Below are 14,521 nucleotides of genomic sequence, written 5' to 3' on the forward strand. Positions count from 1 at the left end.
CGTATTCATGAGAAGCCTTGAAGACGTTCTCGCGCAGGATTTGTCAGTGGTGTTTTGCGGAATCAATCCAGGGCTGCTCGCGGCGGAGCAGGGGCACCACTTTGCTGGGCGCAGTAACCGTTTCTGGCGCACGTTGCATCTGGCCGGGTTTACGTCTGAAGAAATGCGCCCGGAAAACGACCGATCAGTTCTCGATTATCGGTACGGGCTGACCACTGTGGTGACACGCCCGACTGCGCGGGCCGATCAGGTATCGGTGCGAGAGTTTGCCGCTGCTGCCGGTGATTTCGAACAGCGGATAGCGCGCTGCCGACCGCATCATCTGGCGTTTCTCGGCAAGGCCGCCTATGCGGCAATTTCCGGGCAAAGAACCATTGCATGGGGGCTGCAGACCGAAACGTTAGCCGGCGCGGCCGTATGGGTATTGCCCAACCCCAGTGGTCGTAACCTGGCATTCAGCCTGGAGCAACTGGTTGCTGCGTATCGGCCGTTGTACCAAGCGGCCGTCGGTACCGGTTCATCCCATCACAGATTTTGAACTTTGCTTTCGGCGCCATTTCCATTGTTTGAGGTGACAACCACCAACTCCTCCACACCTGAACCAAGGAATGACCGTGACGGCTCCCACTCATAAACCTGCTCTGCGCCGGGCAATCACTTTCCCTATGCTGTTTCTGTTCATTCTTGGCGATGTTCTGGGGGCGGGCGTTTATGCACTCGCCGGAACGATTGCAGGGGAGGTGGGCGGCGCGATTTGGGTGCCGCTGCTGATTGCGCTGTTCTTCGCCATGTTGACGGCGGGTTCCTACGCAGAGCTGGTGACCAAATATCCCCACGCCGGCGCGGCTTCGGTGTTCGCGGAAAAGGCGTTCAAATCACCGCTCATTTCCTTCCTGGTCGGTTTTTGCATGCTGGCGGCTGCGGTCACCAGCGCTGCGGGTTTGTCGCTGGCGTTTGCCGGTGATTACCTCAACGCCTTTGTCGACGTATCGCCGCAGATTGCAGCCTTGGTCTTTCTTCTGGCTATCGGCCTGCTCAATGCGCGGGGGATCAAGGAGTCGCTTGGGGCAAACCTGGTGATGACCGTGATTGAACTGTCCGGGTTGATTCTGGTGATCGTGGCTGCGGTCTGGTATTTCCGCACAGGCGAGGCGGATCTGGGGCGGACGCTCACGTTCAAGCCCGGCGTCAGTCCGATGCTGGCGGTGCTGGGGGCGGCATTGTTGGCCTTCTATTCTTTCGTAGGCTTCGAAACCTCGGCGAATCTGGCGGAGGAAATCAAGGACGTGCGTAAGGTCTACCCGCGCGCCTTGTTCGCCGCTTTGCTCACCGCTGGTGTGGTTTACATGGCGGTGGGTGTGGCAGCTTCTTCGGTGTTGCCTACCGAGAAGTTGGTCGCCACGTCGGCGCCTTTGCTCGAAGTTGTCCGCGCATCGACCCTCCAAATTCCACCGACACTCTTCTCCTTCATTGCGCTGATCGCTGTCGCCAACGGTGCGCTGTTAACCATGATCATGGCCAGTCGATTGACCTATGGCATGGCCAACCTTGGGCTGTTGCCGGGCGCTTTGGGTGCGGTGCTGCCTGAACGAAAAACCCCGTGGGCTGCCATTGTTGCAACCACCCTGGTAGCGATTGCGCTGACGCTCACTGGTACTTTGGCAACGCTGGCAGAGACCGTCGTATTGCTGTTGTTGTTCGTGTTTCTGAGTACCAATGTGGCGGTGCTCGTCCTTCGTCGCGACAGGATTGAGGAAGATCACTTCCGCGTGCCGACCTTTGTCCCGGTGCTTGCGATCGTCTCGTGTCTGGTGCTGCTCAGTCAGCAAGGCTGGGAAACGTGGTTGCGCGCGGGGGCGTTGCTCATTGTCGGGATGTTGCTGCACGGCTGCTCTCGCATGAAGTTTTCCGCGATCAGCAAGCCCAGCCAATGAGCACAGTCATTTTCACCATTGGCCATTCCACCCGGCCAATCGACGTCTTCATCCAGATGCTGAAAAGTTTCGACGTTAACGCCGTGGTGGACATCCGCACCGTGCCACGCTCGCGGACCAATCCGCAGTACAACCTCGATGTGTTGCCAGACCTGCTCGCCGAATCTGACATCCAGCATTACCAGATCGCCAGCCTCGGCGGCTTGCGCAAGAAATCGAAAAACGTGCCGGATGAGGTCAACGCATTCTGGGACAACCGCAGCTTCCACAACTATGCGGACTACGCCTTTTCGGAAGAGTTTGAAGAGGGACTCAATCAGCTGTTGCGGCTCAGCGACAGCAGACGCTGCGCGATCATGTGCTCGGAGGCTGTCTGGTGGCGCTGCCATCGTCGGATAGTTGCCGATTACCTGCTGAGCCGAGGCGTGGAGGTCTTGCACATCATGGGCATAGGCAAGTCCACGGAGGCAATACTCAATCCTTCGGCCGAGCGAACAGGGACTAAGCTTTGCTATCCGAGGCGTTTGGAGGGGTAGGGTGGGGCTGAGGTTCTTCGTCGATTGGGCGGGCGTCTTCGCGAGCAGGCTCGCTCCCACGGTGGGTGGATAGTGGTATTGAAATGTCTCACACGTTGTCAGTCGGCGGGCGGGTGAGTAAGCTGCCGACATGAATCAGACTTCAGTTTCCCCATCCTTCCCCGGCCCGCGTGGTCCCGTCGATCACGACATTCGTGATCAGATTGTCGCGGCGGCCAACGAGCATTTCAGCCAGTACGGCTATGCCAAAACCACGGTGTCCGATCTGGCCAAGGCCATCGGTTTTTCCAAGGCGTACATCTATAAATTCTTCGATTCCAAGCAGGCGATAGGCGAAGCCATCTGCGCGAACTGTCTGGGGCAGATCGTGGCGGCGGTCGAGCAGGCGATCAATGAAGCTGACCTGACGCCGACCGAGCGCTTCCGCCGCTTGGTGAAAACAGTGATTGCTACGGGCGTGAACCTGTTCTTCAACGATCGCAAGCTTTACGACATCGCAGCCTTTGCCGCCGGCGAAAACTGGCCGAGTGCGCAGCGTTACGATGCGCAGATCAAGCGCTTTATCACCGACATTGTCCGTGAAGGGCGAGAGGCCGGTGAGTTCGAGCGCAAGACGCCGCTGGATGAAACCGTCGAATCGATCCACTTGGCCCTGCGGCCCTTCGTCAATCCGCTGATGCTGCAACACAACCTGGATTTCATTGAAGTGGCGCCCACGCTGACTTCGAACCTCATCTTGCGCAGCTTGATGCCTTGACGCTCTGCTGATCCGAGGAGTCGGATCAGTCGCCCCAAAACCAATCCTGTTCCTGACGCAACAACATTTCTGCTGCTCTGAAAGTGACGGTTGACTGATATGGTCACTCGGATAACATGGCCACCGCAGTTTAGTCATTCCATTTCCGAGACACCCATAGAGTCCACACAATGAAAAAAACAATGCTCAAGCACCCGGTGGGGCTGGCTGTCGTTCTTGCGTCGTCGAACGTTCTGGCGGGCGGTTTTGCGCTCAATGAGCAAAGCGTCAGCGGCATGGGGTCGGGTTTTGCCGGTCGCTCTTCCTCGGCGGAAGACGCCAGCACCGTTTTCGGCAACCCGGCGGGCATGGCGCGGCTCAAGCGTGAGCAGGCCAGCGTCGGCCAGGCGACGCTGTTTGCGAAGTCCGATATCAGCCAGACCCGCAGCACGTTTGGCGGCAAGGAAGACGGTGACATGGTGCCAACCACCACGGTGCCAATGGGTTACTACGTCAAGCCGATCGACGAGCATTGGGCGTTCGGTGTCGGGTTCTACGTGCCATTTGGCCTGATCACCGACTACGGCAGTGGTTTCGCCGGGCGCTACTACGCCAACAAAAGCGAAGTCACCACGCTGACGTTCCAGCCGACCATCAGCTATGCCTTCAACGACAAGGTGTCGATCGGCTTCGGCCCGACCATCAACCGCATCAGCGGCGAGCTGTCGGGGATGGTCGCCAATCCGCTGAGTCCCGGGCGCAACGACGGCAAAGTCAAAAGCGCGGGCGACGATACTGCGCTGGGCTTTAACGCCGGGGTCATGGTGCAGGCCACCGAGCAGACCCGTCTGGGCCTGACCTATCACTCCAAGGTCAGTTATCACTTGGACGCGAAAAGCAAACTCAGCGATGGCATCTTCAATGTGCTCGGCGTCAGCGGTCGCAGCTATGACGCGTCGCTGGACGTCGACACCCCGGAGTCGGTGGACTTCTCGGTCACCCATCAACTGAACAACGACTGGACGCTGTATGCCGGCAGCACCTGGACGCGCTGGAGTCGCTTCAAAGAGCTGGTCATCGAGAACAGCGGATTGCCGCCACTGCTCAGCGGCCAGTTGGGCACGATCAGCGAAGAACAGAACTGGCATGACACCTGGGCACACGCCATCGGCGCGGCGTACCGGTTGAACAACCAGTGGGTGCTGCGTGCCGGGTTCTCGGTTGATCAATCGCCCGCGAACAACACCAATCGCGGCCCGCGTATTCCCACGGGCGATCGCCAGGTGTTCAGCCTCGGTGCCGGTTGGACTCCAGCAGAGAACGTCACCATCGACGTCGCCTATTCCTATCTCTGGGAAGAGAGCGTCGAGATCAACGACACCTCGACAAGCAAAGGTTCCTACAGCGCCAAATACAAGAACAGCGCAAGCGGCCTCGGCACTTCCGTCAGCTATCGCTTTTGATTCAGCGCTGAAATCGGGCCGGAAACGTTGTGACTGTTGACGATATTGGTCACAAGACTGAGAATATGATGATCATCCTATTTCAGTGAAGGTATTCCATGCGCCGGCTCCGACCTTTCCCCCTCGCGGTATGTTTGTTGCCCTTGGCCCTGACGGCGTGTGGTGATTCTTCCAGCGCAAAAGACCCGCGCACCCTGGCGCCCTTGGTGAGGTCGGCTGCGGTGCAACTTGCAGAGGACGGCTCCCGATCATTCACCGGTGTCGTGGCGGCGCGAGTGCAGGGCGATCTGGGCTTTCGCGTCTCGGGCAAGGTGCTTGAGCGTCTGGTTGATACCGGCCAGACGGTCAAGCGCGGCCAGCCACTGATGCGTCTTGACCCGATCGACCTCGGCCTGCAGGCGCGAGCGCAGCAAGAAGCGGTGAGCGCCGCTCGCGCCCGAGCCACACAGACAGCCGGTGACGAAGCGCGCAATCGCCGACTCGTCGCCGCCGGCGCCATTTCGGCATCGGCCTACGATCAGTTCAAAGCCGCCGCCGACACCGCCAGGGCGCAACTCAATGCCGCTGTCGCGCAGGCGGACGTTGCGCGCAACGCTTCCGGTTACGCGGTGCTGGTGGCGGACGCTGATGGCGTGGTGGTGGAAACCCTTGTGGAACCGGGGCAAGTCGTCAGCCCCGGCGAACCGGTGGTGCGACTGGCGCGTGCCGGTCAGCGTGAAGCCATCGTTCATCTACCCGAAACCTTGCGCCCCGCAGCAGGCTCAACCGCCCAGGCAAAACTGTATGGCGATACCTCCGCTGCCGTCAGTGCCAAACTGCGTCTGCTTTCCGACTCCGCCGACCGCACCACTCGCACCTTTGAAGCGCGCTATGTGCTTGAAGGCAAACTGGCCGATGCGCCGATCGGCTCGACGGTCACCATCGAAATCCCGCAAAGTTCTGCGCCAAAACAGGCGCTGAAGGTGCCCATGGCCGCGATCTACAACCCCGGCAAAGGCCCCGGCGTTTGGGTGATCGCAGGCACACCGGCGAAAGTCTCCTGGCGCCCGGTCGAGGTGCTCGGATTGAGTGACGATTCGGCGCGCATCGCTGGCGAGCTCAACGTCGGTGAGCCGATTGTCGCGCTGGGTGCGCATCTGCTGCGCGATGGCGAAGAAGTCCGATTGCTTGCCCGCGACGATGGCCAGATTGCCGGGAGTCGTCCATGAGCGAGGGCCGGTTCAACCTTTCCGCCATCGCCGTTCGCCAACGGGCGATCACGGTGTTTCTGATCTTTCTGATTGCCGTTGCCGGCGTCCTGTCGTTCTTCAAGTTGGGCCGGGCGGAAGATCCGCCGTTCACGGTCAAGCAGCTAACGGTGATTACCGCGTGGCCGGGGGCGACCGCGCAGGAGATGCAGGACCAGGTCGCCGAACTCCTGGAAAAGCGTTTGCAGGAATTGAAGTGGTACGACCGCGCGGAAACCTACACGCGCCCGGGGCTTGCATTTACCGTGGTGTCGTTGCTCGACAGCACACCGCCGGGGCAGGTGCAGGAAGAATTTTATCAGGCACGGAAAAAGCTCAACGATGAAGCGATCAAGCTGCCGGCGGGTGTCATCGGGCCGATGGTCAACGACGAGTTTTCCGACGTGACCTTCGCGCTGTTCGCCTTGAAAGCCAAGGGCGAGCCGCAGCGCTTGCTGGTGCGCGACGCGGAGACATTACGCCAGCGCCTGTTGCATGTGCCGGGGGTGAAAAAGGTCAACATCATCGGCGAGCAGGCCGAGCGGATATTCGTTTCGTTTTCCCATGATCGGTTGGCGACGCTGGGTTTGTCGCCGCAGGACATCTTCGCCGCGCTGAACAATCAGAACGTGCTGACGCCCGCCGGATCGGTCGAAACCAAAGGGCCGGAGGTTTTTCTGCGCGTCGATGGCGCGTTCGACACGTTGCAGAAAATCCGTGACACGCCGGTGGTGGCGCAGGGGCGGACACTCACGCTGTCTGACGTGGCCACCGTCGAGCGTGGCTACGAGGACCCGGCAACCTTTCTGGTACGCAACAATGGCGAGGAGGCGTTATTGCTCGGCGTGATCATGCGCGAGGGCTGGAACGGTCTCGATCTGGGCAAGGCGCTGGATGCCGAAACCGTCAGGATCAACGAAGAAATGCCGTTGGGCATGTCCCTCTCCAAAGTCACCGATCAGGCGGTGAATATCGACTCGGCCGTCGGCGAGTTCATGGTCAAGTTCTTTGTCGCGCTGCTGGTGGTCATGCTCGTGTGTTTTCTCAGCATGGGCTGGCGTGTCGGCGTCGTGGTTGCGGCGGCGGTGCCGTTGACCCTGGCGATCGTGTTTGTGGTGATGGCGGCCACCGGCAAGAACTTTGACCGGATCACCCTCGGTTCGCTGATTCTTGCGCTCGGCTTGCTGGTCGATGACGCGATCATCGCCATTGAAATGATGGTGGTGAAGATGGAGGAGGGCTACGACCGCATCAAGGCCTCCGCTTATGCCTGGAGTCATACGGCAGCGCCAATGCTGGCCGGTACGCTGGTGACGGCGATTGGCTTTTTGCCCAACGGGTTCGCGCAATCAACGGCAGGCGAATACACCAGCAACATGTTCTGGATTGTCGGCATCGCGCTCATTGCTTCGTGGGTCGTCGCCGTGGCTTTCACGCCGTACCTGGGCGTGAAGCTGCTGCCGGACATCAAGACAGTCGAAGGCGGGCACGCGGCAATTTATGACACGCCGCGCTACAACCGCTTCCGGCGGATTCTGACGTGGGTGATTACGCGTAAATGGCTGGTGGCGGGCATGGTCGTTGCGCTGTTTGTCGTTGCGATTCCCGGCATGGGGCTGGTGAAGAAACAGTTTTTTCCGACCTCTGACCGCCCCGAAGTGATGATCGAAGTGCAGATGCCCTACGGCACGTCCATCGAGCAGACCAGTGCCGCGGCGACCAAGGTCGAGGCCTGGCTGCAGAAGCAGGATGAGGCGCAAATCGTCACGGCCTATATCGGCCAGGGCGCGCCACGGTTTTTCCTGGCGATGGCGCCGGAGTTGCCGGATCCATCGTTCGCCAAGATCGTAGTGCTGACCGACAGCCAGGAAGCCCGCGAAACCCTCAAATTGCGCTTGCGCGAAGCGGTGGCCGAAGGTCTGGCCCCAGAGGCCCGAGTTCGGGCGACGCAAATCGTGTTCGGCCCGTACTCGCCATTCCCGGTGGCCTACCGGGTGATGGGGCCTGATCCGGCGAAGCTGCGCGACATCGCCGAGCAGGTGCGCAGCGTCATGCAGGACAGCCCGATGATGAGAACCGTCAACACTGACTGGGGACCGCTGACGCCGACGTTGCATTTCAACCTGAATCAGGATCGCTTGCAGGCGGTGGGGCTGACGTCCAGCGCGGTGGCCCAGCAGTTGCAATTCCTGCTCAGCGGCGTGCCGATCACGGCGGTTCGCGAAGACATCCGCTCAGTGCAGGTCGTCGGTCGTGCGGCGGGCAATATTCGCTTGGATCCCTCGCAGATCGAAGGCTTCACCCTGGTCGGTGCGGCGGGGCAGCGCATCCCGCTGTCGCAGATTGGTCAGGTCGAAGTGCGCATGGAAGACCCGATCCTGCGCCGCCGTGATCGTACGCCGACCATCACCGTGCGTGGCGACATCGCCGAAGGTTTGCAGCCACCGGATGTGTCAGGCGCGATTGTCCAGCAGTTGCAGCCGATCATCGAAAACCTGCCTTCCGGTTACCGGATTGAACAGGCGGGCGCCATCGAAGAATCCGGCAAGGCCGGCAAGGCGATCTTGCCGTTGTTGCCGATCATGATTGCCATGACGCTGCTGATCATCATTGTCCAGGTGCGTTCGATCTCGGCGATGATCATGGTCTTCCTCACCTCGCCGTTAGGCTTGATCGGCGTGGTGCCGACGCTGCTGATCTTCAATCAGCCGTTCGGCATCAACGCGCTGGTCGGGTTGATCGCGCTATCGGGAATCCTGATGCGCAACACGCTGATCCTGATCGGGCAGATTCATCACAACGAACAGGAAGGGCTGGCGCCGTTCCATGCCGTGGTCGAAGCGACCGTGCAACGGGCGCGGCCGGTGTTGTTGACCGCGCTGGCAGCGATTCTTGCGTTCATTCCGCTGACCCACTCGGTGTTCTGGGGCACGCTGGCCTACACACTGATTGGCGGCACGTTTGTTGGCACGATCATCACGTTGGTGTTCTTGCCGGCGATGTATGCGATCTGGTTCAGGATTCGGGCTGAGCGCTGACATCGAGCACGATTTTTCCACGAGTGTGCCCGGCCCAGCTTTGTTTTACCGCGGCGACAACTTCTTTCAGCGGTACTACCTGAGCCTCAAGGCTGAGCTGGCCCGATGTGAAGAGCGCGGCGATCTCGGCCAATTGGCTGCCATCGGAACGGGTGGCGAAGTTTTTGCCACTCACGCCGTGCTCACTGGCCTTCTGTGCAGAGGGTGCGCTGACCGGGGAAACCAGAACGCCCCCGCGCTTGATGACACTCCATGAACGGTTCTGAGTTTCGCCGCCAACCAGATCAATCACCGCATCGACATCAGTAACGCTGTCTTCGAATTTTGCCGAGGTGTAATCAATCACCTCATCAGCGCCAAGCGAACGCAGATAGTCGTGGTTTTTCGCAGAGCTGGTCGCGATCACATAAGCGCCGGCAAGGTGGGCGAGCTGGATTGCGAAGCTGCCCACGCCACCTGCGCCGCCGTGAATAAGGACTTTCTGGCCTGGCTGGATCGCGGCGTGTTCATGCAGCGCTTGCCAAGCGGTAAGTGCTGCCGCCGGCACGCCGCCGGCCTTTTGCAACGACAGCGTTGTCGGTGTGTGGGCCAGACGATCTGGTGTTGAAAGCGCCTGGGTCGCATACCCGCCGGTAATCCCGATAAACCCGAACACCTTGTCGCCAACGGCAAAGTCTCTGACGTTCCTGCCCACCGCGGCGACGGTGCCTGAGACTTCCACACCAGGCGTGTAGGGCAGTGGCAGCGGAATGAATTGCTGCATGGCACCGGAGAGAATTTTCCAATCGATCGGATTGATCCCACTGCCGGCAACATCGATTAACACCTGATCGTCATTGGGTTTCAGATCCGGAACTTCTTTGAGCACCAGCGCTTCTGCCTGGCCGTACTGCGCTACTTGGACAGCTTTCATGAATCTCTCCGTTTTGATGGTCATGGCGCGTCGGAACAATTGGACGTGCCGGCGATTCGATTAGTGGCGACGTGCGTCGAGGCTGAAACGCCCTGCGCCGAAAGAAACGATCTGCAAGAGCCCACCGGCCATGGCGATATTCTTGAAGAAATGGATGAACTGATTCTGGTCCGCCAGAGCGTTATGGAAAATCATCGCGGTCAGGATGCTGAAAATCGCCAGCACCGCTGCGGTGGTTCGTGTGCGATAACCGGCGATCAACGCTGCGCCGCCGAGAATCTCGACAGCAATCGCCACCCCCAACGCCAGTGCAGGAAAAGGCAACCCAACGGAGCCGATGTAGCCAATCATCATGGCCGGTGCTGCGATTTTCGACAGGCCCGAAAGAATGAAGATCGCGCTCAGAAAAATGCGCCCGATCAATGAAACGGTGCTGTTGAGGTTGGAAGACGTTGAAGCAGTAATGCTGGAAATTGTGGCTGCGTGGGACATGACGTGGATTCCGCTGATGTCAGCGCTTCACCATGAAGCGCCGTTGTGGAGCAAATGATGTCACCGCGCAGCTTTGCGCAATAGCCGGCATGTTTCGATGATCAGGTTCGAAAAAATAGAAAAGCAGCGGAAATCGAAGTGAACGTTCATCTGTGGTCCGGGCCATGTGTTGCTGAGCAGGATCAGGCAAATCTCGCGGACTAATCGAATAACAGCGGCGGGGCTGATTCGGTACGTTGGTCTCGAACGCGGTTCAGCGTAATCCTGAACCGCCGCTATAAAGAGGAGTACTGCAATGAACGAGACTAAGGTTTGGTTGGTTACAGGCTGTTCCACCGGGTTCGGTCGCCACATCGCCACAGCGCTGCTGAATGAGGGTGAGCGTGTGGTGGTCACGGCGCGCAAAACACAGCAGATCGAGGATCTGGCCGCCCTCGGCGAGGCTCTGATTTTGCCTCTGGACGTGACTGATCCGGCGCAGGCGATGCAGGTCGTGGAAGCCGCCGAGCGTCGCTTCGGGCGCGTGGACGTGCTGATCAATAATGCCGGCATTGGCCATTTCTCATCGGTAGAGGACAGCGACGATGAGGCTGTTCGGCGGATGTTCGAGGTCAACTACTTCGGCACGGCCCATATGATTCGCGCGGTACTGCCAGGCATGCGCAAGCGGCGCACCGGCATGATCGTCAACCTCACATCAATAGGCGGTCTGGTCGGGTTCGAAGCGGTCGGCCATTACTGCGCGACGAAGTTCGCCGTGGAGGGCCTGTCGGAAAGTCTGCGCGCCGAAGTTTCGCCACTCGGTATCGGCGTGATGACCGTTCAGCCCAGCGCCTTCAGAACCCAATGGGCGGGGTCTTCGGGCGCCGCGCAAACGGTGGCCGAGGATTACCAGGCAACCGCCGGCGCCGCGATGCGCGCCTACCAGCAATCTGTTGGCAATCAGGCCGGCGACCCAGCCAGGGCGGCAGCGGCGATCTACGCCGCGGTTACCTGCGCAGCGCCGCCGGCGCGCCTGCTGTTGGGCAATGAAGCCTATGAGGCCGCGCAGGCAAAGCTTACCGCCATGGGTCGCGAGTTCAGCGCATGGGAATCTACCGCCCGTGGCGCGGACTTCCCAACGGCCTGACGCGCTAAGCCCGCACAGATGGCATGGACGCTGTCTATTGCCTGCAGCCATTGGCCTAGTTCGCTTAGTCCTTCGCCTCGACGTTTTTGCGAGCGCCGGGAGCATTGGGCAAAACCTGCGCAGGAATTGCATAACGGTACCGCGCCGCGACTTCTTACTCTTGCTTCAAGTCCTGCTGAACGGCAGGAAACTCTGATCTGAAAACAGGAGTTCTAAAATGTCCGATATCGAAATTCGTGTAACCCCTGATGCGCAAGAAAACGCCACTGCGCAGCCATCTGGCGATCAGAGCAAGTACGTTGGCATGTGGGTGACAGCCGACGGTCATATTCGTCATGAGTTGCTGCAAGGGGGGCGATATGACGAGGCGCGCGGTCGGCAAAAAAGCGCCTATCAAGGGCGTTACTGGCTGGAAGGCGACCACATTGAGTATGTGGACGACACTGGCTTTACCGCAGATGGAGAGTTTAGACACAACGTGCTTTATCACGCTGGCATGGTGTTATATCCCGAGCGCTGACGCATAAGCCGGAATGAAAATTCCGGCTTTTTTATTGGTGTTTTATTACAGATTCTGCGGGCGGAATTGATCGCGGAAATCCAGGGTTTCGCCCGCCACTATAAATTTCCCCTGCCCGCGGTAATGCAGGGTTTTGGGATTTTTCACCGACGTGGCCACATGCGCCTTGACCACTTCCCACACGAACAGACCGTACTCGCCGATAAGATTCGAGTCGAACAGCTTGCACTCGAAATTGGCGTAGCACTCTTTGATCAACGGGGCAGTTACCCGTTCTGCGGGGGCGGCTGTGAGAGCAAATTGGGCAAACTTGTCGATGGCGCCACCGCTGCTGTTGCCCACGGCAACAACCTGATCGACCAACTCGACGGTGGGCACGTTGATTACGCACTGCTCGCTGTTGCGGATCAACTCGTAGCTGTGGTTTGCACTCCAGATGTAGCAGCCAAACAGGGCGGGGGAAAACTGCATCATCATGTGCCAGCCCATGGTCATTATGTTGGTTTCACCTTGCCACGCGGAGCTCACCAGCACGATTGGGCCGGTTTCCAGGTGCTGGCGAACCTCGCTCAGAGGGAAGTCGGATTTTCGAAATGCGGTCATGGCGCCTCCGTGATTCAAAAGAGGATAAACAGTTGTTGTCAGTCGCTTTCGACGATTCAACTTTCCTGCTTTTCGACGTGCACCTCTCCGGCAGCCTTGCTCAGGCTGTCGGGTTTTTGTTCTTTTCTCTCTGAATTGCCACTTTCAAGTCGCAAAAGGCTGTGCGCCGAACCGCTTGATCAGCCACTGCCCAGCCGGACCGGGGGGCGAGTCGGTTCGATAAATCGCGTCGAAGGTGTAGGTGCCGCCTTTACAGTCCGGCATATCGAGTTCGACCAGGCGTCCTTCGTCCAGGTCAGACTGAACCATGGGCACCGGCATATTCCCCCATCCGATGCCCTCTTTGAGAAGCATGTGTTTGGCGCCCAGATCCGCCAGTCGCCAAGTGCGAGTGCTGACGACGGCAAAGTCCTTGTCACCCGTAAGTGTTGAGCGATCCGATAGCACCAATTGAACAAACTCTCTGGCAGCGCCAGGCGATTTGGAACACTCGGTTGCCAGCGGGTGTGCAGGCGCTGCGACCGGTATCAACTGAACACTGCCGACGCCGATGCGCTCGATGCCGTCCAGGCCAATGTCCAGCGGACCGCTGATGCCGACTCCAGCTTTCTTCTCCATCACTAGTTGGGTCACTGCCCCCAAGGCTTCCATGTGCAAGTGCAGAGTGACTGTAGGAAATTCTTCCCTGAAGGTCCTTAACGCATCGACTACTCGCTCGGCAGGGAGCATCACATCGAGCGCAAGGTGAACTTCTGCCTCAAGTCCATGCAGCAAACCGGAGACTTTTGCGCGCAGTCCATTTACGCCGTTGGTAATAGTGCGTGCTTCGGCAAGGACGGTTCGACCTGCGTCCGTCAGTTGTGGTTTTCGCGTTGTCTTGCGGTCAAACAGTGAAACCCCAAGCTGCATCTCCAGGTTGGAAATGGAGTAGCTCACAACTGATGTAGCGCGATGCAGTTTCCTGGCCGCAGCGGCAAAACTCCCCACTTCTACAACCGTCAGGAATACTTTGAGTTGATCAAGCGTTGGTGTTCCGGGATCGGAGATCATTTCTACTGTCTCGAACGTTTAGGAGATATCTATCCTGGCTTTGCAGAAAGCAGCATATACGCAAGATTGGGCCGTCTACACTGCGATCCAAGTGCCAAGGGAAAAGGTAACTCATGCCGATTCGAAAGCTCACCGTCAAGGATTTGCAGGTGAATGTCTCAATCTCCGGCCAAGGCCCACCGTTACTCCTGCTTAACGGTTTGGGTGGCTTGATCAGAACATTCGACGCCCTGCGCGACGAACTGGCTGACTACACAACGATTGCGCTGGACGTGCCCGGAGTGGGTAAGTCGCAAATGCCGCGCTGGCCGATGCGTTTGCCGAGCCATGCCGATTTGATCGGAGAGATGCTCGAGCAATTGGGAATCGACCGGATTGATGTCTTCGGCGTTAGTTGGGGTGGGGCATTGGCGCAAGAGTTTGCTCTTCGTCACCCTGGCAAGGTGCGGCGGCTTATTCTGGCGGCGACCTCAGCGGGCCCGGCGTTATTGATGAAACCCGCCGACATTCTGGATTTTTTCAGGGGCAGAGGCGGTGGCAAACGGCCGAAGGGAGGTGCTTCGGGCAATTCTATCCATGCGCTGCTGCGCTTCGGTGTTGCCAGGGGCATGCTTAGCGTTGACCCGCGGACTTATTACCACCAGCTAACCGCTCTGGCAGGTTGGACAAGTCTGCTGCGGCTATCCCGTTTGCGCGCGCGCACGCTCATCCTCATCGGCGACCGTGACACGTTGGTACAGCCGTACAACGGGCAGATCCTGCGACGCTCGATTGCACAAGCCGAACTGCGCGTGCTGAAGGGTGAAGGGCATTTTTTTGTGGTGACCAGCGCACGGCGAACTGCCGAGCTGATGCGCGATTTCCTTCTTGAGAAAAATTGA

The 14,521-nt window shown here is 59.1% G+C and carries 14 protein-coding genes; 10 read left to right on the forward strand and 4 right to left on the reverse strand.

Annotated features, from left to right (window positions below; genetic code table 11):
- The first annotated feature begins 7 nt into the window (after window positions 1-7).
- The 7 genes from mug to J2Y90_RS17285 all read left to right on the forward strand — a co-directional run bounded on the left by mug (window position 8) and on the right by J2Y90_RS17285 (window position 8,933).
- Window positions 8-538: a G/U mismatch-specific DNA glycosylase gene (gene mug / locus J2Y90_RS17255; protein WP_253501001.1), complete on the forward strand. Its 531-nt coding sequence runs from the start codon at window positions 8-10 to the stop codon at window positions 536-538.
- Between the two features lie 70 nt (window positions 539-608).
- A complete protein-coding gene (locus J2Y90_RS17260; RefSeq protein ID WP_253501002.1) occupies window positions 609-1,934 on the forward strand; it encodes an APC family permease in 1,326 nt (441 codons plus the stop codon).
- On the forward strand, window positions 1,931-2,470 hold the full coding sequence (locus J2Y90_RS17265; RefSeq protein WP_253501003.1) for a DUF488 domain-containing protein: 540 nt from the start codon (window positions 1,931-1,933) through the stop codon (window positions 2,468-2,470). The genes J2Y90_RS17260 and J2Y90_RS17265 overlap by 4 nt, the downstream gene beginning before the upstream one ends.
- 130 nt (window positions 2,471-2,600) lie before the next feature.
- Window positions 2,601-3,227 carry a TetR/AcrR family transcriptional regulator gene (locus tag J2Y90_RS17270; RefSeq protein WP_253501004.1) on the forward strand — a complete coding sequence of 209 codons (627 nt, stop codon included), beginning with the start codon at window positions 2,601-2,603 and terminating at the stop codon, window positions 3,225-3,227.
- 170 nt (window positions 3,228-3,397) lie between these two features.
- Entirely contained in the window at window positions 3,398-4,669 is a 1,272-nt protein-coding gene (locus tag J2Y90_RS17275; protein WP_253501005.1) for an OmpP1/FadL family transporter, read from the forward strand.
- Window positions 4,670-4,767: 98 nt separating this feature from the next.
- Window positions 4,768-5,877 (forward strand): efflux RND transporter periplasmic adaptor subunit, encoded by a 1,110-nt coding sequence (locus J2Y90_RS17280; protein ID WP_253501006.1) that lies wholly within the window; start codon window positions 4,768-4,770, stop codon window positions 5,875-5,877.
- Window positions 5,874-8,933, forward strand: a complete 3,060-nt coding sequence (locus J2Y90_RS17285) for an efflux RND transporter permease subunit (protein WP_253501007.1) — start codon at window positions 5,874-5,876, stop codon at window positions 8,931-8,933. The genes J2Y90_RS17280 and J2Y90_RS17285 overlap by 4 nt, the downstream gene beginning before the upstream one ends.
- Here the strand turns inward: J2Y90_RS17285 and J2Y90_RS17290 are convergent.
- Both J2Y90_RS17290 and J2Y90_RS17295 read right to left on the reverse strand, forming a co-directional pair.
- Window positions 8,911-9,846 (reverse strand): NADP-dependent oxidoreductase, encoded by a 936-nt coding sequence (locus J2Y90_RS17290; RefSeq protein WP_253501008.1) that lies wholly within the window; start codon window positions 9,844-9,846, stop codon window positions 8,911-8,913. The two genes, J2Y90_RS17285 and J2Y90_RS17290, sit on opposite strands and share 23 nt — an antisense overlap.
- A 60-nt stretch (window positions 9,847-9,906) precedes the next feature.
- Entirely contained in the window at window positions 9,907-10,338 is a 432-nt protein-coding gene (locus tag J2Y90_RS17295; RefSeq protein ID WP_253501009.1) for a DoxX family protein, read from the reverse strand.
- A gap of 295 nt (window positions 10,339-10,633) precedes the next feature.
- On the opposite strand from J2Y90_RS17295, the gene J2Y90_RS17300 reads away from it, so the two are divergent.
- The gene (locus J2Y90_RS17300; RefSeq protein ID WP_253501010.1) at window positions 10,634-11,467 is read left to right on the forward strand and encodes an oxidoreductase; all 834 of its coding nucleotides are present in this window, start codon (window positions 10,634-10,636) and stop codon (window positions 11,465-11,467) included.
- 217 nt (window positions 11,468-11,684) lie between these two features.
- Window positions 11,685-11,987 carry an Atu4866 domain-containing protein gene (locus J2Y90_RS17305; RefSeq protein ID WP_301291665.1) on the forward strand — a complete coding sequence of 101 codons (303 nt, stop codon included), beginning with the start codon at window positions 11,685-11,687 and terminating at the stop codon, window positions 11,985-11,987.
- A 45-nt stretch (window positions 11,988-12,032) separates the two neighbouring features.
- Here the strand turns inward: J2Y90_RS17305 and J2Y90_RS17310 are convergent, their stop codons facing one another.
- Complete coding sequence (locus J2Y90_RS17310) at window positions 12,033-12,590, reverse strand: flavin reductase family protein (protein WP_253501011.1); 558 nt, start codon at window positions 12,588-12,590, stop codon at window positions 12,033-12,035.
- A 144-nt stretch (window positions 12,591-12,734) separates the two neighbouring features.
- The gene (locus J2Y90_RS17315; RefSeq protein ID WP_253501012.1) at window positions 12,735-13,640 is read right to left on the reverse strand and encodes a LysR family transcriptional regulator; all 906 of its coding nucleotides are present in this window, start codon (window positions 13,638-13,640) and stop codon (window positions 12,735-12,737) included.
- Window positions 13,641-13,753: 113 nt separating this feature from the next.
- On the opposite strand from J2Y90_RS17315, the gene J2Y90_RS17320 reads away from it, so the two are divergent.
- Window positions 13,754-14,521: an alpha/beta fold hydrolase gene (locus J2Y90_RS17320; RefSeq protein WP_253501013.1), complete on the forward strand. Its 768-nt coding sequence runs from the start codon at window positions 13,754-13,756 to the stop codon at window positions 14,519-14,521.

The sequence above is a fragment of the Pseudomonas koreensis genome, from assembly GCF_024169245.1.
In the GTDB taxonomy this organism is placed as follows: Bacteria; Pseudomonadota; Gammaproteobacteria; order Pseudomonadales; family Pseudomonadaceae; genus Aquipseudomonas; species Aquipseudomonas koreensis_F.

What these genes read in the sequence shown, in the direction of transcription:
- J2Y90_RS17320 (WP_253501013.1), top strand. Translation starts at nt 13,754, where the DNA reads ATGCCGATTCGAAAGCTCACCGTCAAGGATTTGCAGGTGAATGTCTCA.
- J2Y90_RS17310 (WP_253501011.1), bottom strand. Translation starts at nt 12,590, where the DNA reads ATGACCGCATTTCGAAAATCCGACTTCCCTCTGAGCGAGGTTCGCCAG.
- J2Y90_RS17280 (WP_253501006.1), top strand. Translation starts at nt 4,768, where the DNA reads ATGCGCCGGCTCCGACCTTTCCCCCTCGCGGTATGTTTGTTGCCCTTG.
- J2Y90_RS17275 (WP_253501005.1), top strand. Translation starts at nt 3,398, where the DNA reads ATGAAAAAAACAATGCTCAAGCACCCGGTGGGGCTGGCTGTCGTTCTT.
- J2Y90_RS17285 (WP_253501007.1), top strand. Translation starts at nt 5,874, where the DNA reads ATGAGCGAGGGCCGGTTCAACCTTTCCGCCATCGCCGTTCGCCAACGG.
- J2Y90_RS17300 (WP_253501010.1), top strand. Translation starts at nt 10,634, where the DNA reads ATGAACGAGACTAAGGTTTGGTTGGTTACAGGCTGTTCCACCGGGTTC.
- J2Y90_RS17265 (WP_253501003.1), top strand. Translation starts at nt 1,931, where the DNA reads ATGAGCACAGTCATTTTCACCATTGGCCATTCCACCCGGCCAATCGAC.
- J2Y90_RS17270 (WP_253501004.1), top strand. Translation starts at nt 2,601, where the DNA reads ATGAATCAGACTTCAGTTTCCCCATCCTTCCCCGGCCCGCGTGGTCCC.
- J2Y90_RS17260 (WP_253501002.1), top strand. Translation starts at nt 609, where the DNA reads ATGACCGTGACGGCTCCCACTCATAAACCTGCTCTGCGCCGGGCAATC.
- J2Y90_RS17305 (WP_301291665.1), top strand. Translation starts at nt 11,685, where the DNA reads ATGTCCGATATCGAAATTCGTGTAACCCCTGATGCGCAAGAAAACGCC.
- J2Y90_RS17295 (WP_253501009.1), bottom strand. Translation starts at nt 10,338, where the DNA reads ATGTCCCACGCAGCCACAATTTCCAGCATTACTGCTTCAACGTCTTCC.
- J2Y90_RS17315 (WP_253501012.1), bottom strand. Translation starts at nt 13,640, where the DNA reads ATGATCTCCGATCCCGGAACACCAACGCTTGATCAACTCAAAGTATTC.
- J2Y90_RS17290 (WP_253501008.1), bottom strand. Translation starts at nt 9,846, where the DNA reads ATGAAAGCTGTCCAAGTAGCGCAGTACGGCCAGGCAGAAGCGCTGGTG.
- mug (WP_253501001.1), top strand. Translation starts at nt 8, where the DNA reads ATGAGAAGCCTTGAAGACGTTCTCGCGCAGGATTTGTCAGTGGTGTTT.